Below are 23,732 nucleotides of genomic sequence, written 5' to 3' on the forward strand. Positions count from 1 at the left end.
TTCATTTTCTTCAATTCATCATCTCTTTCTTACCTTCCACCCCCGAACATGCTAAAATAAAGTCCATATAAAGTGATAACGGATTTCAGAAAAGGAGCCAAAAATTCATGCCCGATTATACAGCAATGAAAGACGGAATATTCAAATCAGTTTGTTCGTTAGATTGCCCGGATCAGTGCGGTCTTTTGATACATAAAGAAAATGGAAAGATCGTAAAAGTGCAGGGAGATCCAGACCACCCCGTCACCCAAGGCAACATATGTAACAAAGTGCGGAATGTCACAGCCCGTTTATATGATGAAAAGCGACTGACCACTCCTTTGAAGCGTGTTGGTCGAAAAGGCGATGGACAATTTGCCCCGATTACGTGGGAAGAAGCCATTGAAACCATTCGGCAAAAATGGACAAAACTGATTGAAGAAAAAGGTCCAGAAAGTATTCTGCCTTACAGCTTTTATGGGAATATGGGCAATCTGAATGCAGAAGGCATGGACCGCCGCTTTTTCTATCGTCTTGGTTCAAGTCAATTAGACCGGACCATCTGTCAGTCAGCAGGAACGACTGGCTATAAATATACAATGGGTGCAAGCATTGGGACAGATCCAGAAGAGACCATTCATACGAAACTATTCATCTTTTGGGGCATCAATGCCGTGTCGACCAATATGCACCAAATCACCCTTGCACAAAAAGCGCGAAAGCAAGGAGCAAAGATTGTCGTGATTGATGTACACAAGAACCAAACTGGACGGATGGCAGATTGGTTCATTCCGCTTCGACCTGGTACTGACAGTGCCCTTGCCCTTGGCATCATGCATGTTCTTTTTAAAGAAGGACTAACAGATGAAGCCTTTTTAGAAACTTATACAACCGGTCATAAGGAGCTGCGTGAGCATGTGAAGCAGTACGATCCAGACACTGTTGAGGGCATCACGGGGGTTTCTAAAGAGGACATCCTTACACTTGCAAGAATGTACGCAGAAACATCGCCATCTCTTATTCGTATTGGCAATGGTTTGCAGCACCATGATAATGGCGGAATGAGTATTCGAACCATTTCCTGCCTCCCTGCCCTAACTGGTCAGTGGCTCCACAAGGGCGGCGGTGCGATGAAATCAAACTCTTCTTTTCTCAGCTATAATGAAACAGCTCTTCAGCGGCCGGATTTATTAAAAGAACGCATGCCTAGATCATTTAATATGAATCAGCTGGGCAGTGTGCTGACAAATGCAGCGCCTTCCATTGATTCACTCTTTGTTTACTCGTCTAACCCAGCCGTTGTCGCGCCTGAAGCAAATAAAGTAAGAGAAGGTTTGCTGAGAGATGACTTATTTACAGTCGTTCATGATCTATTTCTGACAGAGACAGCTAAGTATGCAGACATTGTCCTGCCGGCAACATCCGCTTTTGAAAATGAGGATTTCTATACATCATACTGGCACCATTATATTCAAATTCAAGAGCCAGTGATTGAACGCTATGGAGAAAGCAAATCCAATACGGAAGTGTTCCGCTTGTTAGCCCATGCGATGGGCTTTGAAGATGAAGCCTTCCGCGAGACAGATGCGGAACTCATGGAACAAGCCCTTCATCATCCAGAAAATCCGCATTATGAGGACATTTCATACGAGGCATTAAAAGAAAAGAAATGGATCAAAGCAAAACGAGGACCTTTCCAAGACTTAAAGCTCTCTACCCCGAGCGGCAAAATTGAGCTTTATTCTGAACAAATGAAAAAAGACGGATATCCAGCACTGCCAACCTACGTGCCCCTTTATCAGGAAAGCGAATATCCGCTTACCTTTATACCGGGACCGAATCATAATTTCCTTAACTCGACCTTCTCACTTCATGAAAAGCATCAAAAGCTCGAGAAGTTTCCTAAGCTTCACATGAATGAAGTTGATGCAAAGGCAAGAGAGATTGAAGATGGTGACATGGTGCGTGTGCTGAATGACCGAGGAGAATGCGAGCTTGTCGTGTCAGTCGGTCACAATGTATTACCTGGTGTTGTGGTCAGTCAAGGATTATGGGCAGATCAAAAAGGCAAAAAACAACTAGTCAACGGACTAACACCTGATCGGCTAGCAGATATGGGCGGCGGTGCGACGTTCTTTTCTGGCAGAGTGGAAGTTGAAAAATGATCATAGACAGAAGAAAAGCCAGCAAAAGCTGCTGGCTTTTTAATGCTTTCTATTGACCAATAAACAACTGGTTGGTCGTTACATTCGCACTTCCGTTGCTTTGATAGCCTTCTACAGTAAATGCCGTTTCATACATTTTGCCCATTGGCATCCCTAAGCTTTCCCATTTTTTGAAATGTGCACTGACAGATACCGTTCCACTCGTACGTTTCGATTGACGTACACTCCAATATTGCTTGAAGGTCGCAATTCCAATAATGGAAGGCTGATTGACACGGGTCGACTCATAAATGTCATACGTGCCCCCATCTGCATAAAATGATCCTTTATACGTTCCTGTTGGGCGATAGGTGCCCCATGAATCAACAATGTAGTATTCTGCTAGTGGAGATTGTGTCCAGCCATAGACACATAAGTAGGAATTCCCACCTGGGTTAAAGTTTGCGTTGTAATTGATAGAGATGTTGCCAAGCTGATGATGAGTTTTAGTGGAATCAAACTTCTTTCCTTTTCTAAATAAAGCATTATTAATATTGTTCCAGCCTGCACTAAATGCCCCGCCGTTATTAAGTGTCATCGAGGTGTTTCCATGATCCTTCCATAATTCGTAATCATACCCGCTATGTGTACCTACTTCATTATTATAAATCGTTTTCGCATAAGCTGGTACAGCAGTCAGTGTCAGCACAAATCCAATACACATCACAAACAATAGCCTCAATCTTTTCAAATTCATTTTCCATCCCTCTCCTTTTTTCATTAAAATTGTTCTGCCTTCTCTAAGATGAAGCGAGCTCATCACCTCCTTTCATGTCACCATTCTCTGCTAGACGGAACGGTATTGTTCTAACCCGGCATGGATGTCTCTTGTTTGTGTATAGATCTTTTGATACAGATGAAATAGATCAGCATATATACTTGCATGTTGCTGCTCTGGTTCATAGACAGCAGCTTGATGAATAAACTGATCTGCACATGTCTCAAGCGATGGATACCAGCCGCAACCAACGGCGGCCAGCATAGCTGCACCTAAAGCAGGCCCTTGTTCATTGTCTAACTGGATGACCTCAGCCTGAAAAATGTCTGCTTGCATTTGAAGCCATGTCCGGCTTCTTGCACCGCCCCCAATGGACACAATAGAATCTATGTGTTTTCCTGCTTGCCGGAATAAGGAAATAGATTCATTTAACGAGAAGGTAATCCCTTCTAGCACAGCCCTGACGACATGCGCCCTTTCATGTCGGCTGTCTAAACCAATCAAGCTTCCACGAATGGTAGAATCCGCATGAGGTGTTCTCTCCCCTACTAAATATGGCGTGAAGAGCAATCCATTCGCTCCTGGCGCGACATCAACTGCACCCTCTAAAAGTGATTGGAACGATTCCTCTGGAGCCAGTAAATGTTTTACCCAATTAAGGCTATATCCTGCTGAAAGGGTGACACCCATTGTGTAGAAAGCGTCTTTTTTTGCATGATGGAACAAATGCAAGTTTCCTTTAAGCTCTCTTTCATGATCCTCTTCGTAAGAGAGAATGACGCCAGATGTACCAATGCTGCATAACGTGCGGCCAGAGGATAAAATACCAGCACCAATTGCTCCGCAAGCATTGTCTGCCCCGCCAGCAAAGACTTTTGCCCCCTCTTCGATCCCCGTCTCACGTGCAATGTGCGGAAATAGTGTACCAACCTCTTCCTCTGATGAGATAAGCGGCGGACAAATATGAGGAGGAATATCAAATGCCTGACAAATTTCTTTACTCCACGCTTGCTCTCCAATATTTAACAGCAATGTGCCAGCCGCATCAGAATAATCGATATGAACAGTACCTGTTAAACGAAATCTGACATAATCTTTTGGGAGTAAAAACATGTCGATTTGTTGATCAATTTCTGGTTCATGTTCCTTTACCCATAATAATTTTGGCAGTGTAAATCCTTCTAACGCCTGATTTTTCGTGATCTTTTGCAGCTGTTTCCCCAGCTTTTTTGTGATGCGTGTACATTGTGCAGTCGTTCGTGTATCATTCCATAAAATCGCAGGGCGGAGCACCTCGCGGGATTCATTTAAAAGAACCAGACCATGCATCTGTCCAGAAAAGCTGATGCCCTCTACTTTCTTTGAAAGAACAGGCTGTCTTGCCATCAGTTCTTTCATCGCAGCCACTGTCTGCTCAACCCAATCCTCTGGGTTCTGTTCACAATATCCAGGTTTATGTTGAATGAGGCGGTAAGGCTTAGTGGCCTCGCCGCACACCTTTCCATTCTCATCGACTAATATGGCTTTGACTCCGCTCGTTCCAAGATCAATTCCCATCACATACTTCATGTCTTCACTCCTTCAAAACAGGTCCGCTTCTTCAATCAATCTTCTAACAAGTATTGATTTAACCGGGCTTTCAACTGTTCCTCTCTTCCCGATTCGTTTCTGATTAAAGGGTGTTTGAGCGCATACTCTTCTAATGTATGAAAGTTTGCCTTTCCTTCTGAAATGTCACGGCCAATCCCTTCAGAAAAACTGCGATACCGGTGCTTGATCACATCTTCAAACACACGATCTTCTATGAGTCTATGAGCGACCCGCAGTCCTTTTGCGAATGCATCCATACCCGCAATATGGGCATACAAAATATCTTCAAGCTCAAAAGAAGCTCTTCTCACTTTTGCATCAAAATTGAGACCGCCAGTTCCTAGTCCGCCATTTTGCAAAATTTCATACATGGCAAGAGTTGTGGCATATAAATCGGTTGGAAATTCATCCGTGTCCCAGCCAAGCAGCGTATTCCCTTGGTTCGCATCTACAGAACCGAGCAATCCATGTATTCTTGAGACGCGTAATTCATGCTCAAACGTATGACCAGCAAGCGTCGCATGATTGGCCTCGATATTCAATTTAAAATGTGAATCTAGTCCGTATTGCTTTAAAAAGGCAATAGATGTCGCTGCATCTGCATCGTATTGATGAGTGGTTGGCTCCTTTGGCTTAGGCTCAATTAAAAATTGGCCAGTGTATCCAATCTCCTTTGCATAATCAACAGCCATATGCAAGAATGACGCCATGTGGTCAAGCTCTCTTTTCATATCAGTATTCAGCAGAGTATCGTATCCTTCTCGTCCTCCCCAGAAAACGTAATTTTCTGCGCCAAGTTCTTTAGCTGTTTCGATGCCTTTTTTCACCTGTGCGGCTGCATAAGCAAAGACATCTGCATGACAAGATGTCGCTGCGCCGTGTACAAACCTAGGATGCTTGAACATATTGGCCGTATTCCACAGCAGCTTGACTCCGCTATCCCGCATGTATTCTTTCATTCTTTCTAAAATGATGTCTAATTGCTGATTCGTCTCTTGAAGCGTATCTCCCTCCGGTGCAATGTCACGGTCATGGAAGGAAAAATACGGAACATCCAATAGATCAAACAGTTGAAAGGCTATTTCCAATCTAGCTTTTGCTAAATCCATCCCACTATAGGAGTCCCAGGCCCTCTGCATCGTACCAGTTCCAAACATGTCTGTTCCATCAGCAGTCAATGTATGCCAATAAGCGACTGAGAAGCGCAAATGATCTTTCATAGTTTTTCCGCCAATCACTTCGCTTGGATCATAGTGTTTAAAAGCGAGTGGGTTTTTTGATTGTTTTCCTTCAAATTGTATTTTACCGATCCCTTCTAAGCTGTGTAACGTTTTCATATTTGAGTTGGCCATCTTTTATTCCTCCTATGAATATCTTTGTAAGTTGATTCAACAAACTAATGTTCAATTGATGATCAATTCACTTTGAATTTTCCACATTTTTTAGTTTTTTAGAAATATTTTCGTTATAATAAAGTTAAAATCATCCTTCTTACAGATTACAGGCGAAGAAAAACAGCTTTTTTCTTCACTTAATCTAAAGACGAAACAAATGGAGTGGATAACATGGATATCGCTGATCAGAACTTTGTGAAAAAAATAAATCAAAAGCTATTATTAAAAGAAATTCTCCAGCATGCGCCAATTTCTAGAGCCAAATTATCTGAACGCACTGGGTTAAATAAATCGACTGTTTCCTCTCAAGTGAGTACATTAATGAAAGAGCAACTCGTCTATGAGATCGGCCAAGGTGAGTCTAGCGGCGGGAGAAGACCGGTTTTACTGATGTTTAATAAACGTGCTGGCTGCTCCATCGGGATTGATGTCGGCGTTGATTATGTCAATGGCATTTTAACCGACCTTGAAGGGTCCATCCTTCAAGAAGAGCAGATCAGGCTCCCATCAAGCGCTCCTGATGTGACCATACGCATATTAACTGAATTAATCCAGCAGTTGATGGCACAAATCCCCTCTTCCCCATATGGGCTCATAGGTATTGGCCTATGTATACCCGGGCTAGTGGATGCCGATCAACAAATCGTGTTTACGCCGCATTCTAAATGGAAAAATGTTGACCTAAAAACAACGCTCCAAGACGCATTCCAAGTACCCGTTTTCATTGAAAATGAAGCAAATGCTGGTGCATATGGTGAAAAAATCTTTGGTGCCGCTAAACATTATGATCATTTGATCTATGCCAGCATCGGCACTGGCATTGGAATCGGGATCATTATCAATCATCATTTATACAGAGGTGCATACGGATTTTCTGGTGAAATGGGACATATGACCATCGACTTTAATGGACCAACTTGCAGCTGCGGAAACCGTGGATGCTGGGAGCTGTATGCATCTGAGAAAGCCTTGTTTCAGTCCCTTCAAACAAATGATCAACCCATCTCTCACCAAGATGTGGAACAGCTGGCAATGTTAAATGACATGAAAACGCTCAATGCCTTGCGCAACTTTGGTTTTTATCTTGGAGTCGGCCTCACTAACGTCCTGCATACCTTTAACCCGCAAGCGATTATTTTACGAAACAAAGTGATTGAAGCGCAGCCAACGGTTCTACGTGTGATTCAAGAGGAGGTATCCTCAAGGATAGACACTCTATTCAGTTCACATGTCGAGCTGCTTCCTTCGTCATTAGGACACAACGCACCGGTATTAGGGATGACATCTCTCGTCATTGAAGCTTTTCTGCAAGATGCCACCCTCTCACCATGACAGATTCATAGATAAAAAAGACAGCTCTTACCGTGTTGTCTTTTTTATTTATCTGTTTCCTCATAACGGAAATAGTTGAAATCAGCAGGAAGGCGCTCACCACTTGTATCCTGGCACTGCATGCCGACAAATGCCCCTGTAAAAAATCCTCCTCCTCGAATGAAGTCATCAGATAGATGGCTAGATTCGAATATCACATCAATTTCCTTCCAGTCTTTTTGATCAAAAGAATAAGAATAGGTATATGTTTCTTTCTGAACGGTCACTTTTAAATACACATAGGTGACATCCTCTGGAATGACGATTTTTTGTGTCAATGGCTGAGAAAAGGAAAGGTTTTGACAGGCAGATAATTCAAGAATGCGGCCAAGTTCTTCGTCATATGTCACCTGAAGCGCTGTCCAATTTTCCGTATTGTAATAATTCACAAGACCAGCGGCTTGCTGAAAATTCTCTGGAAAGAACAACACAGCTGTCTCTGCTTCAAAATAAAAGCTTTGCCAGCGCCTTGCAACGAAAGCTTGAGTAAACTTAGATGTTAGAGATTCCTGACCGTATAACCTTAAATGCTGAGGTTTTTCCGTTAATGAACCGATCTGTTCAGTAAAAGGAATTCTTAATGTTTGGAAGTGTCTATTTAACGTTGATTCTTTAAACTCATCGACTGTATGGTAGGTAGGAGCAAAAACCTTTTCGTTGATCGCTGGCGCTTCAACCTCCAGCGTTCCTTCTTTTCCGCCCACAACATACGGCCAGCCATCCTTCCATTCAAGCTTTTGAATCGCTGTTTCTCTTCCTAAAGGACACCACCCTCTCTGTTGAAAAATAGATTCCTTGCTTGATTGAATAGGGCGGCCAGTCAGATGGGCGAGATACCATTCATTTGTATGCGTTTGAACAATGGAAGCATGCCCACATTTTTGAAGCGGATGTTCAGGCGTGTGAAAAGCACTTAAAATTGGGTTATCAGGATGAACCTCATAAGGCCCTTCAATCTTCGGGGAACGGGCAATTGTTGCCGCATGCTCGTACCTGGTGCCTCCTTCTGCTGTTAATAAATAATAGTAATCACCGATGTGATAAAGATGCGGTGCTTCTGTCAATTTAATCGGTGTGCCTTTAAAAATGACCTTCCGCTCACCAATGAGTTTCTTTTCCGTCACGCTATATTCCTGCAGAGCAATACCCGCAAAGGAATGGTGCTTTTCCCTATGATCCCACAGCATATTTAAGACGTATTTCTTCCCGCTTTGATCATGAAATAAAGAGGGATCAAAGCCAGAGCTATTAAGCTTAACCGGTTCACTCCAATCACCGTCAACTTCACTTGCCGTAACCAAATAATTATGACCATCTTTAAATGGACCATCCACTACTTTGATATCTGAATAAATAAGCCAAAACTGACCATCTGCATAGCTTAGGCACGGTGCCCATACTCCGCCAGAATCAGGATTCCCTTTCATGTCCAGCTGCGACGTTTTTTGCAAAGGACGCGCAGCAAGCCGCCAATGGACGAGATCCTTCGAATGATAAATTTGCACACCTGGAAACCATTCAAATGTAGAGACCGCCATGTAATAATCTTCTCCTACACGGCAAATACTTGGATCTGGGTTAAATCCTTTGAGTACTGGATTGGTAATTTTCATTCAACTTCCTCCTCTTTCACGACCTACATTTTAAAATCGTCCATATGATCGATATATACTTGATCCCTATTCTCAAGCTCCCTCACGACTTTTTGGTGCTCTTCTTCATCTAGGTTATAAAAATTAATATCAATCATCGCTAAAATCAGTAAGCATACAGGAATCACTGTTACCGTGATTAAAATGCCAAGCAATGCTTCTGGCGTCTGTATTTGGTTTGCAACATAGCCAAATCGATCGAGTACAAGCCCCGGAACAATTCCGCCTAATGCCATTCCAAATTTAAAGAAAAATCCAATGACTGCGTAGATCAGTCCGCCCATCCTTTTTCCAGTTTTATATTCGCCATATTCAACAGTCTCAGGAATGAGTGCCCACATGTAAGCACCGGCTGTAATACTCCCAGCAGCAGCAACGAGCCTGAAAATCAGTATTAAAGTGATTTGACTCGGCGGTATCACAAGTAAAGCAAGAAGACCTACGATATTCAGCGATAAAGAATAATTCAGCAGCTTTTTCTTTCCTAACAGCTTGTGCAGCTTCGGAATAAACGGCAGCACCATTAAAGCTGGCAGACTGCCAATGAGTCCGTACCATTTCACTAAATCTTCTCTGCCAAGGTTATACGTCACATAATAGATCCCAACAGAGTTGCTGATTGAGTTCACACCAAAAATAATAATAAAGAAAATGCTTAATACAACAAGCGGGCGATTCACTCGTAACTGGACAAAGATATCACTGAATTTAATCTTTTCCTCTGGCTTTTGAAGCGTGACACGTTCATTCGTGCTTTTAAAACAGAAAATCAGTAATGCGCCGCCAAGAACGCCGAGAAAAGCCATCGTCATCTGCCAGCCAAGTGCTGTATTTCCTGTCGTATCACTTAAAAAGGTCGCAAGAAAAGGTACAAAAAAAGCCACAACTAGACCGCCTAGATTGGCAAACACCATACGAACGGACGTAATACTGACAACTTCTTGGTTATTTCTTGTCATTGCAGAAGTTAAAGCACCATAAGGAACGTTGATGAATGTGTATGTAAGCGATAAACCAACATACGTGATGTAGGCATAAATGAGTTTACCCATTTCGGAAAAATCAGGTGTTGTAAAGCAAAGAATGGCAAGTACGACAAAAGGAAACGCACCGAATAACAAATAAGGTCTGAACCTGCCAAAACGGCTGTTCGTCCGGTCCACCATTGCACCAATAAATGGATCTGCAAGCGCATCGATGGCGCGAACAACCAAAAACATCGTCCCTGCTGCTGCCGCTGATAAACCGTACACATCTGTATAGAAAAATAATAGATACGTAGAGACAGTTGCATAAATCAAATTACATGCGAAATCCCCTGAAGCATATCCCACTTTTTCAGACATACGAATCTTCTTTAAATTCTCACTAACCATGAGCTTTCTCCCTTCTTCACTTAACCTCTTCTAACGAACAGATGATGGAGGGCAGCAGCAATCAATACAGGAAATATAAAGCGCTTTCAATTTGTTATAAAAATGTAGCTGAACATCTCTTCCTTTCAGCTTAGCCCAAATGCGCAGCAAAACAGTCGAATGACAGAATCATCTCCTTCAATATAGGGATCAATACTTGAAATTCATCTTAGTTTATTGACCAAACAAACTAAGATGAATTCATTTTATAAAATCTGATCTGACTTTTCAATATATTTTGAAAAAATAATCCAAATAATTGATTTCTTGTCATTCGTCTTGTTAAATGATAAGAAAATCTGAAAGAATTCATTTAAAGGTTGCATTCAAGCTCATCCCATGCTATATTAATCAAGCGATGAGCTGAATTGTGTAAGTCGGGTAACATGTCTCTTTGAGACACACACGAATGTGGCGTGTGGTTATTCCGCCTCAATACGCAAAAGACATCTTCTTAGGAAGATGTCTTTTTTCTTACCCTATTTTTGTTCCATTCTCAACCGGTTCATCTGTCGCTAACAACACCACGTCTTCTTTTGACGGCATGCCTCCTAAGACAAGCACTTCTGATTTGAACCCTGCAATTCTTCTTGGCGGGAAATTAACGACCGCTACGATTTGTTTGCCGATAAGATTCTCCGCAGTATAACGCTTTGTCAGCTGAGCACTAGATTGCTTTACACCACCAATTTCTTCACCAAAATCAATCTTGAGCTTCAACGCAGGCACTCTTGCCTCTGCAAAAAATTCTGCTTCTATGATCGTCCCAACGCGAATATCTAACGCCAAAAACTGTTCAATATCTGCCATCTGACTCTCTCCCCTTCATAAAAGGTAACGTCATCTATTGATTATCCATTGTAGCACATTCATTTTGTCATAGAGGAGGTTCAAAAAGCCTATACAGCGTTAAAATCGCCTTTATAGTTTACATAATAAATTTATTGTCATGTATTAAATGTTTGCATCCTGAAAATGAATTCAGTAAAATGGCAAATAATCCTACTGCTTCCTCCCAAATATATTGGGGAGGGTTCACACTTGTTTACATTATCGGATATGTGGACGTTTTGCTGGTCGTTTTTTGTCATTCTTCCTATTGTTGCCATCCTTCATCAGCTTGGCCATATTGTGGTCGCGTGGATGTTTGGAGCAAAGGTATCCTTTGCGCTTGGCAGAGGGAAAAAAGTGTTGAAAGTAGGCGTCGTTGAAATTAGACGAATCTATTTTCTAGATGCATTTTGCCACTATGAAGAAATGAGGAAAAATAACCGATTGTCGCACATTCTTGTCTACTTAGGCGGTTCATTATGCAACCTGCTCAGTGTTCTCATACTGAATACAATGATCGCCAATGATTTCCTGCCAGAGCACCAATTTTTCTATCAATTTGCTTATTTCTCAGTCTACTATGTATTTTTTGCACTGCTGCCAGTCCAGTATGCAGATCATCATCCGAGTGATGGGCAAGCGATTGTGAACATCATTCGGCACGGTGAACCATGTGACATCATTGACTAACATGATGACTTTCACTGTCAATATGATAATGAATCGTTAAAAAAGGAATACTGAACAGCTTCATTTGATGTACCGCTGTGAGACTTTGATCCGTCTCCGGCTTCATATGAAAGCTTTCTTCCATTGGCAGTTTCATGGTGATAAAAGGCGTATGCAAATACAATCCTTCGTCACCGGTACTGCCTTTTGGACATGCGCTTTTTAATAGAAAATCTTCTTTCTCATTAAAAGGTTTTAAAATAGCTGTCAGCTGAGAATACGGAAGTGGCAGCGCAATATTCATATAACCCGCAGCTGCATCGTAATGAAGAGCATAAAGTGCAAAAAAGACTTGCTCTCCTTTTACATTGTGACGTATCCAAGCCCGAACATTTTCCCTTTCTTCCTTCGGATGTTGAAATCTAGTCAGACGTCCCTTCATCTCATATGGATGACGAGATAACCCCAAATATAGCTGACCTATTTTCTTAAACAGTAGCTGAAGTAAAAAGACGAACGGCCTTACCCACCAATGAAAGCTGACGGCTGCTTTTAATGTAAAAGCCATAGGGTCTTCATAAAATCTGCGAATCACAGGTGAGACCCTATCAGCTGAAAACGTCGTTCCATTTAATTCATCAAGCGAATCGACTAAACCCAGCTTCTCAGGGTTATGCACGCTTTCCTCTTGAAAAGAGATCATTTGAAACCGGCCATGCACTTTCGAAATCGGAAAGTTCTTCTGCTTTAATTGATCCTTCGGCCCTTCAATCAGCCAGCCAATCAAACCCGGCAAAATCACAAAAAAAGCATTGATACTGCCATGAAACCAAATCATCTGATCAATGCTGATGTAGGTCACACGCATCAGCATACCAGCGGAATAAAGAAGTGATAACACGATCGTCCCCATTAAAACTAAGCTAGAAAACACAACAAGTCCTTTTGCCAAAGTCGACCGAAATCTTGTTTTCATACAAAGGATGCCATATATGTAGAGGGCCATCACATAAAGAATGACGCTGAACGTATCAAATAGACGGGAAAAGCTAATCCCAACAGCAATCATCACAGGCGACAGCAAAATCACCCAGCCCGCCGCTTTGTATAAAGCTGTCTCTTTTGCTTGCTGCCTTCCTAATAATCCATAAAAAAGCGGGATAAAAAAAGCAGAGTAATGAAAATGAATAGCGGTCAAAAGAACAATGATCGGCGAAAATGTCATCACCTGTATATCTGCTGTGTACAGCCAAAACCACAGACCGCCTAAAGCGAGATACATCCATGCGCCATCAATCATCAGCTCATGAAGCGGAAAGATTCCTCTTTTCAGCAAACGACAAAAGCCAAATAACGCCAATAACATTGTATATAAAAGCCATCCCGATGCAAACCAAGCAGAATGATAGATAAAAGCAGTGGTTGCACAAAGAGCTGCTAGTGGAAAGGCTTTCATTAAAAAGCCGATCAGCCTCTCTGGCTTGTGTTTCTTCCCTTCTTTCTCAAAAAAGTGTAAGGCAGCGGGAAGAAAAAATAGAATTGCCATGAGAACAAAAAATTCTGCTACCCGGCCTGTCATGAAACGGGTGGCGATAAAACAAGACATGAAGATCAGACTGGATATCAAATGCCACTTATTCATCATGAGACACCCTTTCTGTAAAACGGCCTTTATATGTAAAAAGAGTACCAAACAGTCGATTTTTCACGTGGACATCAATGGTATATTCACCTGCATGCTCATCGTAGCCTTCCGTTACAGCTGACACACCATAAAGCCATGAAGGCAGCGGCCATTCCTTGCCGAACATCAAAAACTTCTGCCGGCCGGATTGGATGTGCAAGAAACCATGCTTTGTTACTGTAAAATGAAGCTCTGACACAAGAAGTCTAGGCTTTCCAAAGTAGTCTAGTACTGTATGACTCTTCTGATCAATGATCATATCAGCATCAAAGTGCCGCTCCTTCTTTGGGAAATAAAACGTTCGATACCAGTGCATCCCTTCCTCCCCCTTATTTGTCACAAAGGGCTCGTTGACAATTTGGAAAGGAATGTTTTTCCCTCTCTCGGGGAAAAAACAACGAAACAGTGGACCCATTCTGAAGATCAATCGAATGAGTCTTGACCCGCCGCCTATTTCCTCCATAGTACCTTCGGCAGTAAACGCGCAGTTGTATCTCTCTTTTAGTTTTGGATGCAGTTTATCGTAATCCTTTACTTGATGACGATGAACGACCATGTCTACCTCCCCTTTTTCGTTTGATAGAAAATACATCTACACAATCTTTTAGGTTGATCATACCTGCAATCGACAAAATGAAAAATGCACTCATCACAAGCGGCTCATGAAGCGTCGTTTGCGGGGATAGGATGCCTATACAAAGCATAATGAGAAGAAACAAACTTTGTAAAATGTAGAGATATTTCTTTGATAGCTTGGGAATTAGCCATAATACGCCTAAAAGCGCATAAAACAATCGAAAACTCGTGCTATGATCAAAAGCCGAATGTGAAAAAGGAATGACCGCTTGGCATAGCCAGACGATGGCAAACAGCAAACAAATCCCGTAATGAGCAAGTGTTCTCTCTAGTAATAACCGAGGATGCGTTCCCTTTTCAAGCCACGTCTTTAATGCACCAAAACTAAAGGCTGTCATAAACCCGATCATTGGGCGAAAAAGAATCCGGTCTGCCCATGTCCATCCTTTTCCTTCTTTCGTTTTGTAATCAAATTGAGTTTGAAACACAATGTGGTCGCTTGTTTTCATATACTTCCAGTAGCCACTGCCTTCTTTGATAAAAGACAATGGGTGTGACGATTTGAAATGAAGTGAGGATGCCCTCTCATTCCGTTCATCCATCATTCTTGTTCGATAAGCTCCTGTCCCTGTGACACTTAAACCAAACCCAAGATGCTTTTCATACAAAAAGGATTGGGGCTGTTCATTTTGAGGTTCATTTAATGAAATGGTTGAAAAGCGCAAATCCCATTGTTCATGAAGCTTTGGATTTTGCGTATATTCCCATACTTTCTCTATCGGTGCATGAATGGTTGTTTCCACATAAACAGGCTTTCTTTTCATCTGCCTCTACTCCTCTATGTGAATTATTTCACATAACAAGCATACCATGTTTCACAAAACTGTCAAATCTTTATTGGTTTTCTGTCAAAAGAATTTGGTCTCCACATTGCCGTCCCCTTCATGATATCGGTTCACTACATAAAAAAGACCTGTCAATGAGACAGATCTTCTTTTTGCTGTACGCCTGCGATATAAAGACGGACCGCATAACTCACACTATCTTCAAGCTGTTCTTTTCGTTGAAATCCCTTTTTATTTGAAATGTCTCCAAAGCCGTGCAGTAAGCTTCTGAGTCCTCTTACTACATGCGTCATTTCATCTTCTTTTACACCAAATCGTGACATGATGGATTGGACAAACTCAGTAAGGCGCTCGGCAGCAACACTCACTTCTTTTTCATTCATCTGTGAAAAGGCGGCTTCATAAAGACCTGGATGTTCACGGACAAATTGAACATATTGTCTTGCAAAGGCTAAAACGGCGACTTCTTTTTCTAGCCCTTCCGTTTCCTGAATTCCTTTTTCACAAAGCATTGACAGCCCTCTGACTGAGAGAGCCGCCTGAATCTCATGAAGACCAGATACATGATTATAAAGAGAAGGTGGTCTGATGTTCAGCTTTTTAGACAATGTAGCAATGGTCAATGCAGAAAAGCCCTCTTCATCAACAAATTCAGCAGCTGTATCGATGATTTTTTCTTGCGTGATACCCATTCTTGGAGACACGATTTACTGCCTCCCTTTCTTTAACTGATGTTGCCTTTTTGTAATGGCAGCTTGAAGCTTTGCATGAGGTTCCATGATAAGATCACCATGTCCTACTGCAAGACAAGATAAGGGAAGTGCCAGCAATTTTTCGGCACTTTTGAGTGCTGTTTCTGCATCCCAAGTGGCAAAAGCCGGGAACGGGAAGGTCAAGCGAAACTCACCCGTTACGAATAAACCGCCTTTTGTCACAAGTGCATCTCCTGCAATGACAACCCCTGACCTTTCATCGTATAAAGAAATGCTTCCAGGTGTATGTCCTGGTGTTGCGATGACTTTAAGTGACCCAATCTCGTCCCCTTCTTCGACAAGCACATCTGGTTTTGTGTGAATGTCTTTTGAAAAACTGCCTTTAATTTTTTGCTGAGGTTCACCAGGAAGCAAGGAAAAATCACCTTCAAAAAGGAGGGCATCGCGTTTTGATAAATAAACGACTGCCTCTGGAAAAGCCTTTTTCACTTCATCTAGTGCACCGATATGATCCATATGACTATGAGTGAGAATAATCTTATCGATTGGCTTGTCTTTTTTGTGCGCAAATTCAATGATCGAGCTTGCTGCCATTTTTAAAGCAGCATCAATTAATATCAGTCCATTCTCTTCCTCAAATACATAGCAATTTACCGGAAATAGACGCGGCATCAATGTGAGCTGGTGCAGGCGATCAAAAGTTGTCAATCTCATCATATGTCCTCCTAAAACTAATGTTGTTAGTTTTATATTAACTAATGCTATTAGTTTTAGCGAGCATTTCTTCATCAACCGCAATATAAATATCAATTTGCGCTTCTTTTGGATCTATAGATCTTTCATCATACCATTCAAAGTCGCCTGTATATGTGCGGTAATGTCGCTCATCCCACGCCCAAATCTGCTGCCATGTCTCCAACACAACCTCCTCAATTGGTCCCTTTCTCGTTCGGAATTTTGCGTAGGTGGATGCAGGAATCTCTATGATATGTTCTAACTGCTGATCCACGAATTGCCCAGCAGTAAATAAATAAGAGCCATGCTCATCTTTTTCATAATCTGAATATAATCCTATGACGGGCGCTTGCCCTCCGTGAAGCTGCTGCGCAAAAAATTGTTGCCAGAGTGGAGCAATCTTCCGCTCTTTTGTTTGCTCCATTTCGTTTGTTGTTCGAACAGACAATCCTTTCATCCATTGTTTCTCTAATGTCACGATATCGTACATACATTCTCATCTCCTTTTTTTCTATCATATAAAAAGAAACCTGACAACATTGTGTCAAGTTTCTATTCGTTTGAGAAATTGTTTCAACTGAATGTCAAACGCTTCTTTGACATGCTTCGGGGAAAGAATGTCAACATCTGGACCTAAATGGAATAGGAAACTATTTAACCAATCATCAAGAGGTACGGTAATGGTGGCAAGGTAAGTGCCGTCTGAACAAACATTCAATTCGTTCTCATCTACCCATTCCTTCACTTTCCCCACTGATGCTTCCGTTAACCTGAGCGTGACAGAGCTGACCGACGGTTGTTTTTGCCATGAATCATTCCAAGGCTTTTCTTCGTTTTTGATTCTTTTCGGTTGAAAATACCCTGAAATGGTGACAAGACCCGTCATTCTAGTCAGCTTGAACAGACGAAAAGCTTTTTTCACACAACAGAACGCATACAAATACCAATGTCTCCCTTTTAAAACGAGTGTATAAGGCTCCACTTTGCGTGGAAGTGTTTCACCTTTCGCATTGCGGTAAGTAAACTGAATGTATTGGTGCGCTGCCGCAGCTGTATGAATGAGCTGGAGCTTCTTCTCTGCCTGGCTGTCTTTTCCCCAGGAGCTTAAATCAATGAAGATATGGTGCTGCTTTTCGCTTTCATCCGTATGCGTGGGAATAAGCGATTTGATTTTTTTCAGTACATGTTCGCTTTCTTTAAAGGAGTACGCACTCGTCATGCTTTCGAGGGCTGTTAAAATGACCTCGATGTCATCATCAGTAAATAATTTTTTCTCTAAACGATAGTCCTCAACAAGTGAAATGCCCCCTCCTGCTCCTTGCGTTGTCACAACAGGAATCCCGGCTTGATTGATGGTATCAATATCACGATAAATGGTTCTCACGCTCACTTCATGAAGTTCAGCGAGCTCTTTCGCTTGAACTTGCTTCTTGCTAATGAGCAGCATCACAATAGACAAAATGCGATCAATTTTCATGACTTTTCCTCTTTTTCATAAATGTAGGTTTTGATTTGATAAAAAAAGAAAGAATGGTAAAGATAAGTAACAGCCAGCATTCGTTTACATCCCTGCACGTGCAGGAGGAGGTTGCATCATGACACATAACGTGTGGCAGTTGTTCATGATTGGGCTCATCATATTGATCTGCATGATCATTCGAATGAATCGAATGAGACGCTATCAGCTTGTACGCCCTATCAGGCTTTTGATGAGAATGTATCTCTTTGGACTTTCTGCCCTTATTCTCCTATCAGAAGGATGGCAAAATCATAGTATCATCATCTATGCCGCTATTGGTATGCTTTTTGGAAGCAGCCTCGCTGTTCATGCCTATCAGACGATTCGCATGAAAGAAGAAAATGGCCGGCTGTATATGAAAACGAGTAAATGGATTGAAAGCTTCATTTTATGTTTGTTTTTATCTAGATTTGCCTTTAAATTGGTTGAACTGACAAAACATTCAATGACAAAGATCGATGTCATTGAATTGTATCAGCATATAGTGAGTGATGATGCCTTGACCATGCTCAGCTTTTTTCTGCTAGCTGCTTACTATATTGTTTTTTCTTATCACATGATGAAAGCAAATAAAAGATCAACTCATGTGCATCATGCATAAAAACCTTCCTATATGAAAGTAGGAAGGTTTTTTATCAATCGTGCTGTGCATGGTGAATCATCTGTTCAAGCACTTCCATCACATGCTGGTCTTCAGGACTGTAGAAAATCGAAGTCCCTGCTCGTCTAGATTTCACGAGACGAAGGTTTTTTAAAAAGCGCAGCTGATGAGAAACGGTTGATTGCATGAGATTCAGTGTTTCTGCTATATCATTTACCGAGTGTTCACCTTGAGACAACAGGTGCAGAATTCGAATACGTGTCGGATCAGATAAAGCTTTAAAGGTTTGGGAGACAAGAAATAGACTTTCTTCATCCAGCTCCATCCGTTCCTGTTCTTGATTTGTATTCAGTTCTTCCTTCATTTTTCTTCACCTTTCTTGTCCGTCAAATCACGACTTATTCTATGTATCATCATATACCAAAACGTCCGGCGTGCAAAGAGAGCACACTTTAGAAAAAAGATTTACTCAAATAGCATTGACACTTGGTAGCATTCTTTTTAAAATGAGCATTATTTATTCATTTTTTTAGAGGAGCTGATAGGCAAATTGACTGAAGAGCCAAGACTAAAACGCAGCCTGACTGTCTTTCCACTTGTTGTGATCGGGCTTGCTTATATGGATCCACTTGTCGTATTTGATTCATACGGCATTGTGGCTCAACTGACGAAAGGACACGTCGCTACAGCTTATATATTTACGTTACTTGCATTACTATTGACAGCGCTTAGCTATGGGAATATGGTGAAGGCTTTTCCAAAAGCAGGATCTGCTTATACATACGCGCAAAAAAGTATACATCCTCATGTTGGCTTTCTTGTAGGCTGGACACTTTTACTGGATTATTTATTTTTGCCTATGGTGAATTTTGCGATTGGAAGTGCTTATTTAACCGCAGCCTTTCCTGATGTACCTCATTACATTTGGATCATCATACTTGCTATCGCCATAACGACTGTCAATGTAATCGGTATCCGGCTTACAGCCAACATCACGGCACTATTTGTGACCTTTCAGGTCATTGTCGCCGTCACTTTTGTTGGGTTTATTATGTATGGGCTCACGCAAAATGCAGGCAGCGGAGAATTATTGTCCGCCCGGCCTTTTTATTCGGCGAGCTTAGATCCAGCGCTTATTTTTTCAGGAGCAACCATTTTATGTTTTTCGTTTCTAGGATTTGATGCGATTTCGACCCTTTCTGAGGAAACCATTAAGCCAAAAAAGACGATCCCACTTGCCATCTTTTTAACCGTCGCCATTGGAGGCGTACTGTTTACCTTGACGTCTTATTTTTTGCAGCAAGTATTTCCAAATTTTCAGCAGTTCAAGCATCCCGATGCGGCCTCACTTGAAATTGCGGAATTTGTGGGCGGCGCCTTTCTCCACTCGTTCTTTTTAGCTGGCACAATGGTCGCTGTTATCTCTTCTTCCTTATCGTCACATGCAAGTGCAGCAAGGCTATTATATGCAATGGGTAGAGATGAGTCGTTACCGAAGCGTTTCTTCGGATATATTCATCCGAGATTAAAAACCCCTGTTTTTAACATTTTATTAATTGGTGCTTTCTCCTTAACCGCAGTCGTTGGCGAACTTGAAGTCATTTATTCCTTTATCAGCTTCGGCGCGTTGATTGGATTCACATTAGTGAACTTATCGGTTTTTGCGTACTATTTCATTAGACAAAAACAAAGAGGTGTACTCAATACATTGAGATACGCAGTGATTCCTCTGTGCGGGACGGCCTTTTGTATATGGCTGTTAACGAGCATCAGTACAAATGCATTAATCATTGGTTTGCTTTGGCTGATTATCGGTTTTGTTTATTTCTGCTACAGACTGAAAACAAGACCCGAATTTACATTTGGGTACGATTGATTATAAGGTTTTCACTTGGTATCTTGTGCAGGATATGGCATAATAAAAAGGCTGTACTTCCCTTTTAAAAGCGGGGCAAAACAGGGGTGAACTGACCTTGAAAAAGAAAAAAACAGGATGTTTTGCCATTTCAGGCTGCTTCACGATTTTTCTGTTTGTTTTCGTATTAGTAGCCATTGTCATGTCCTTTAATCAAAAGGAGTTAAAAAAGCTGCCGATTGATACGGAATCAATTGTTTTGTCGAGATTGGATGATTTCAAACCGCTTGTAGAAACAGAGTTAAGAGATCAAGATTTAGATCAATATACCGCGTTAATCCTCGGTATGATGTATCAAGAATCAAAAGGCAGAGGCGGAGATCCAATGCAGTCCTCTGAATCTCTTGGTTTGAAACGAAATGAAATCAATGACCCTCAGAAAAGCATTAGACAAGGAGTCCATCATTTTTCTACTATGTACAAGCATGGGAAGAAAAAAGGCGTTGATTTGGAAACCATTATCCAAAGCTATAATATGGGAATTGGCTATATTGATTTTGTTGCAAAAAACGGGGGAAAACATTCCGAGAAATTGGCAAAGCAATACTCTAAAAAGCAAGTGAAACGAAACCCAGAAGTCTATACGTGCGGAGGCAACAAAGATAACTTCCGCTACCCATATTGCTTCGGTGACTTCACATATGCTGAAAAAGTTAAAGAAAAAACGAAAACAGTTGAAGAAAAGATGAAATTGGCTTCGTCATCCTCACCATCATCGTAAAAAAAGCACTTCCTAAATGGAAGTGCTTAGATTGGACAAAGTGCTAAAATGATGTTTATTTTAGCACTTTGTCTTCTTTTCAGCGTGACATGAAAACCTTTGAAGTCTAGGAAGGACGAGTACCGGAGCGGAGCGAATTTGACATTCGTGAGCACCGGAGCGCAGGACTGGCAACGAATGCGAGGGTTTGTCTACATGCTGAAGCACTTCCTAAATGGAAGTGCTTTTCATTTTATCGCTGTTCTTTTCCGATTTCCGGCAGGATCGTTTTCGCTAAATGCTGATCCATTTCCTCATATTCATCATAATGAATCGTTTCATATAGCTCTTGTCTCGTTTGCATGTCCTTTAGCATTCCTTGCTGCGTCCCCTTCTCCATGATTTCTGTAAATAAACGCTCATACGCTTTTGCAGCAACTCTGAGTGATGACACAGGGTAAATGACCATTTGAAAGCCAAATACAGAAAATTCGTCTGCATGATAATAAGGCGTCTTACCAAACTCCGTCATATTTGCAAGAAGCGGTCCTTTAATATTGTTTGACGCATGCGTGAAGTCCTCTGCTGTGATGAGTGCCTCAGGAAAAATAGCGTCAGCTCCTGCTTCTACGTAAAGATTGGCCCTGCGGATGACATCCTCCATCCCATTTACGGACCTTGCATCGGTTCTCGCAATCACCAAAAGCGTTGGTGCCGCTTGTTTGATGGCTTTGATTTTTGCGACCATTTCTTCTACTGGAACGAGCGATTTTCCGTTTAAATGTCCGCATTTTTTTGGCATTTGCTGATCTTCAATTTGAACAGCTGCCACCTTACTTTCTACCATTTCCTTTGCAGCCCTTGCAGCATTCAATACACCGCCATAGCCAGTATCCATATCGACCAAAAGCGGCAGCTGAGAAGCTCGAATGATTTCCTTCGCTTTTTCAGCCATTTCCGTTGAATGGATCATGCCGAGATCAGGCAATCCTTTGCTGGCACAAAAAGCGGCTCCGGATAAATAGAGCCCTTGGAAGCCCATTTTTTTTGCATAGAGCGCAGACATTCCATCGTGAACGCCTGGGATTTGAAATAAAGCTGATTTGTGCATTTGTTCTTGAAAGGCTGCGGCTAATTCTGCTTGACTTGATTCATCATTCACGATCCACACACTAGTTCCCCCCTTATATGACGAATAGGTCCATAAATGCTGGTACGGTTGTTGTTTTTAATTGATTTGGATTTTGACAGAGTGACACAATTTGATCCACTTGTTTTTGTGGAAATCTCGTTTTCAAATGATAGAGCCATTTCTTTTCAAGCAGAGGAATGCCTTCCTGCCTTCTTCTGCGATGACCAAGTGGATATTCAATTTCGATTCGGTCTGTCATCGTCCCGTCTTTAAAGAAGATCTGCACACTGTTTGCAATGGATCTCTTTTTCGGATCTAAATAATCCGCTGTATATTGTTTATCTTCTTTGATGACCATTTGATCCCGGAGACGATCAATGACCGGATTTTGCGCCGTTTCTTCTTCATAATGGTCAGCTGTGAGCTCACCATAGATCAATCCAATCGCAGTAATATATTGCAAGCAATGATCGCGGTCTGCTGGATTATACAGCGGTCCCTTCTTATCGATAATCCGAATCGCTGATTCATGTGTTGTAATCTCTACTCGGTCAATGTCATCTAATCGACCTTTTACAGCGTCATGCAGGATCATAGCAGCCTCTGCAGCCGTTTGGGCATGAAACTCAGCAGGATAAGCAATTTTGAAAAGCACATTTTCGATGACGTATGATCCTAGCGGCTGAGCAAGTGTGAGAGATTTCCCTTTCATCAGAACACCTTCAAAGCCCCACTTCTCTGCACTAAGCGGTGTTTGATAGCCCATTTCCCCTTTGAGTGTCATCATTGCGAGTCTCACCCCGCGGCTTGTTGCATCACCCGCTGCCCATGATTTCCTTGATCCTGTGTTCGGGGCATGACGGTATGTTCTAAGCGGTGAATTATCAACAAACGCTTGCGATAAAACATGCTGCACGTCTTCCTTTGTTCCGCCAAGCAATGCACATACAACAGCACTTGTTGCTACTTTGACAAATAGCACATGATCCAAACCATTGCGATTCAGACAATTTTCTAAAGCCAGCACGCCTTGAATTTCATGTGCTTTGACAATCGCATGCAGTACGTCATTCATCGAAAGCGGCTCTTCTCCGTTTGCAAGCCGTGTTCTGCTGATGTAATCACTTACAGCTAATATTCCGCCTAAGTTATCTGACGGATGTCCCCACTCCTCTGCAAGCCACGTGTCATTATAATCTAACCAGCGAATCATACAGCCTATATCAAAAGCCGCTTGAACAGGATCTAGCACAAAGGAAGTACCTGGAACTCTTGCTCCATTAGGTACAACTGTTCCAGGTACGATCGGTCCAAGATGCTTCGTACATTCAGGAAAATTGAGCGCCAGCATTCCGCAGCCAAGTGTGTCTATGAGCACATAGCGTGCCGTTTCAATGGCTTCTTTACTCGTAATTTCCCCGTCTACTGCATAGGCTGCGATTTCTTCTAATAGCTGATCCGTTTGATTGGCGACTGCTGTTTTATTCAT

General features: G+C 41.9%; 22 protein-coding genes. 6 read left to right on the forward strand and 16 right to left on the reverse strand.

Translation table 11 applies throughout. The annotated features are described in order from the left end of the window. The first annotated feature begins 107 nt into the window (after window positions 1-107). The gene (locus tag MKY18_RS09395; RefSeq protein ID WP_342497493.1) at window positions 108-2,144 is read left to right on the forward strand and encodes a molybdopterin oxidoreductase family protein; all 2,037 of its coding nucleotides are present in this window, start codon (window positions 108-110) and stop codon (window positions 2,142-2,144) included. A gap of 49 nt (window positions 2,145-2,193) precedes the next feature. On the opposite strand, the gene MKY18_RS09400 is transcribed toward MKY18_RS09395, so the two are convergent. The 3 genes from MKY18_RS09400 to xylA all read right to left on the reverse strand — a co-directional run bounded on the left by MKY18_RS09400 (window position 2,194) and on the right by xylA (window position 5,843). After that, complete coding sequence (locus MKY18_RS09400) at window positions 2,194-2,880, reverse strand: glycoside hydrolase family 11 protein (protein WP_126741847.1); 687 nt, start codon at window positions 2,878-2,880, stop codon at window positions 2,194-2,196. 90 nt (window positions 2,881-2,970) lie between these two features. Then, complete coding sequence (xylB, locus tag MKY18_RS09405; RefSeq protein ID WP_185108878.1) at window positions 2,971-4,470, reverse strand: xylulokinase; 1,500 nt, start codon at window positions 4,468-4,470, stop codon at window positions 2,971-2,973. Between the two features lie 35 nt (window positions 4,471-4,505). After that, the gene (gene xylA / locus MKY18_RS09410) at window positions 4,506-5,843 is read right to left on the reverse strand and encodes a xylose isomerase (RefSeq protein ID WP_065098173.1); all 1,338 of its coding nucleotides are present in this window, start codon (window positions 5,841-5,843) and stop codon (window positions 4,506-4,508) included. A 213-nt stretch (window positions 5,844-6,056) separates the two neighbouring features. Here xylA and MKY18_RS09415 point away from each other — a divergent pair, with 213 nt between their 5' ends. Further along, on the forward strand, window positions 6,057-7,217 hold the full coding sequence (locus MKY18_RS09415; RefSeq protein WP_065098174.1) for an ROK family transcriptional regulator: 1,161 nt from the start codon (window positions 6,057-6,059) through the stop codon (window positions 7,215-7,217). A gap of 44 nt (window positions 7,218-7,261) precedes the next feature. Here the strand turns inward: MKY18_RS09415 and MKY18_RS09420 are convergent, their stop codons facing one another. From MKY18_RS09420 to csaA, 3 genes are all read right to left on the reverse strand, one after another. Further along, window positions 7,262-8,869 (reverse strand): glycoside hydrolase family 43 protein, encoded by a 1,608-nt coding sequence (locus tag MKY18_RS09420; RefSeq protein WP_340960991.1) that lies wholly within the window; start codon window positions 8,867-8,869, stop codon window positions 7,262-7,264. Between the two features lie 23 nt (window positions 8,870-8,892). Next, complete coding sequence (locus tag MKY18_RS09425; RefSeq protein ID WP_065098176.1) at window positions 8,893-10,284, reverse strand: MFS transporter; 1,392 nt, start codon at window positions 10,282-10,284, stop codon at window positions 8,893-8,895. Between the two features lie 513 nt (window positions 10,285-10,797). Then, window positions 10,798-11,133: a chaperone CsaA gene (gene csaA / locus MKY18_RS09430; protein WP_044141283.1), complete on the reverse strand. Its 336-nt coding sequence runs from the start codon at window positions 11,131-11,133 to the stop codon at window positions 10,798-10,800. Between the two features lie 231 nt (window positions 11,134-11,364). On the opposite strand from csaA, the gene MKY18_RS09435 reads away from it, so the two are divergent. After that, window positions 11,365-11,844 carry a site-2 protease family protein gene (locus MKY18_RS09435; protein WP_003216048.1) on the forward strand — a complete coding sequence of 160 codons (480 nt, stop codon included), beginning with the start codon at window positions 11,365-11,367 and terminating at the stop codon, window positions 11,842-11,844. Here MKY18_RS09435 and MKY18_RS09440 read toward each other — a convergent pair. From MKY18_RS09440 to MKY18_RS09470, 7 genes are all read right to left on the reverse strand, one after another. Continuing rightward, window positions 11,834-13,465 (reverse strand): YndJ family protein, encoded by a 1,632-nt coding sequence (locus tag MKY18_RS09440; protein WP_342497494.1) that lies wholly within the window; start codon window positions 13,463-13,465, stop codon window positions 11,834-11,836. The two genes, MKY18_RS09435 and MKY18_RS09440, sit on opposite strands and share 11 nt — an antisense overlap. Then, entirely contained in the window at window positions 13,458-14,063 is a 606-nt protein-coding gene (locus tag MKY18_RS09445; protein WP_113768472.1) for a DUF4166 domain-containing protein, read from the reverse strand. The genes MKY18_RS09440 and MKY18_RS09445 overlap by 8 nt, the downstream gene beginning before the upstream one ends. Continuing rightward, on the reverse strand, window positions 14,026-14,907 hold the full coding sequence (locus MKY18_RS09450) for a membrane protein (RefSeq protein WP_044141286.1): 882 nt from the start codon (window positions 14,905-14,907) through the stop codon (window positions 14,026-14,028). Before MKY18_RS09450 ends, MKY18_RS09445 begins: the two co-directional genes overlap by 38 nt. 152 nt (window positions 14,908-15,059) lie before the next feature. Continuing rightward, the gene (locus tag MKY18_RS09455; protein ID WP_065098179.1) at window positions 15,060-15,632 is read right to left on the reverse strand and encodes a TetR/AcrR family transcriptional regulator; all 573 of its coding nucleotides are present in this window, start codon (window positions 15,630-15,632) and stop codon (window positions 15,060-15,062) included. A 3-nt stretch (window positions 15,633-15,635) separates the two neighbouring features. After that, window positions 15,636-16,355 carry an MBL fold metallo-hydrolase gene (locus MKY18_RS09460; RefSeq protein ID WP_065098180.1) on the reverse strand — a complete coding sequence of 240 codons (720 nt, stop codon included), beginning with the start codon at window positions 16,353-16,355 and terminating at the stop codon, window positions 15,636-15,638. Window positions 16,356-16,392: 37 nt separating this feature from the next. Continuing rightward, window positions 16,393-16,866: a GyrI-like domain-containing protein gene (locus MKY18_RS09465; RefSeq protein WP_065098181.1), complete on the reverse strand. Its 474-nt coding sequence runs from the start codon at window positions 16,864-16,866 to the stop codon at window positions 16,393-16,395. A gap of 54 nt (window positions 16,867-16,920) precedes the next feature. Next, on the reverse strand, window positions 16,921-17,853 hold the full coding sequence (locus tag MKY18_RS09470) for a YafY family protein (protein ID WP_065098182.1): 933 nt from the start codon (window positions 17,851-17,853) through the stop codon (window positions 16,921-16,923). Window positions 17,854-17,971: 118 nt separating this feature from the next. On the opposite strand from MKY18_RS09470, the gene MKY18_RS09475 reads away from it, so the two are divergent. Then, window positions 17,972-18,496, forward strand: a complete 525-nt coding sequence (locus MKY18_RS09475) for a hypothetical protein (protein ID WP_044141291.1) — start codon at window positions 17,972-17,974, stop codon at window positions 18,494-18,496. Between the two features lie 34 nt (window positions 18,497-18,530). On the opposite strand, the gene czrA is transcribed toward MKY18_RS09475, so the two are convergent. After that, window positions 18,531-18,860: a Zn(II)-responsive metalloregulatory transcriptional repressor CzrA gene (gene czrA / locus MKY18_RS09480; protein ID WP_007500691.1), complete on the reverse strand. Its 330-nt coding sequence runs from the start codon at window positions 18,858-18,860 to the stop codon at window positions 18,531-18,533. Between the two features lie 186 nt (window positions 18,861-19,046). On the opposite strand from czrA, the gene MKY18_RS09485 reads away from it, so the two are divergent. Together MKY18_RS09485 and MKY18_RS09490 are read left to right on the forward strand one after the other, a co-directional pair. Beyond that, on the forward strand, window positions 19,047-20,372 hold the full coding sequence (locus MKY18_RS09485; RefSeq protein ID WP_044141292.1) for an APC family permease: 1,326 nt from the start codon (window positions 19,047-19,049) through the stop codon (window positions 20,370-20,372). Between the two features lie 97 nt (window positions 20,373-20,469). Beyond that, a complete protein-coding gene (locus MKY18_RS09490; protein ID WP_044141293.1) occupies window positions 20,470-21,132 on the forward strand; it encodes a lysozyme family protein in 663 nt (220 codons plus the stop codon). 232 nt (window positions 21,133-21,364) lie between these two features. Here MKY18_RS09490 and prpB read toward each other — a convergent pair whose 3' ends face one another. Beyond that, window positions 21,365-22,282, reverse strand: coding sequence for a methylisocitrate lyase (gene prpB / locus MKY18_RS09495; protein WP_044141294.1), 918 nt, complete (start codon window positions 22,280-22,282; stop codon window positions 21,365-21,367). A gap of 13 nt (window positions 22,283-22,295) precedes the next feature. Next, window positions 22,296-23,732, reverse strand: a complete 1,437-nt coding sequence (locus tag MKY18_RS09500) for a bifunctional 2-methylcitrate dehydratase/aconitate hydratase (protein WP_342497495.1) — start codon at window positions 23,730-23,732, stop codon at window positions 22,296-22,298.

It is taken from the genome of Bacillus sp. FSL R7-0672 (assembly GCF_038601465.1).
GTDB lineage: Bacteria > Bacillota > Bacilli > Bacillales > Bacillaceae > Bacillus > Bacillus pumilus.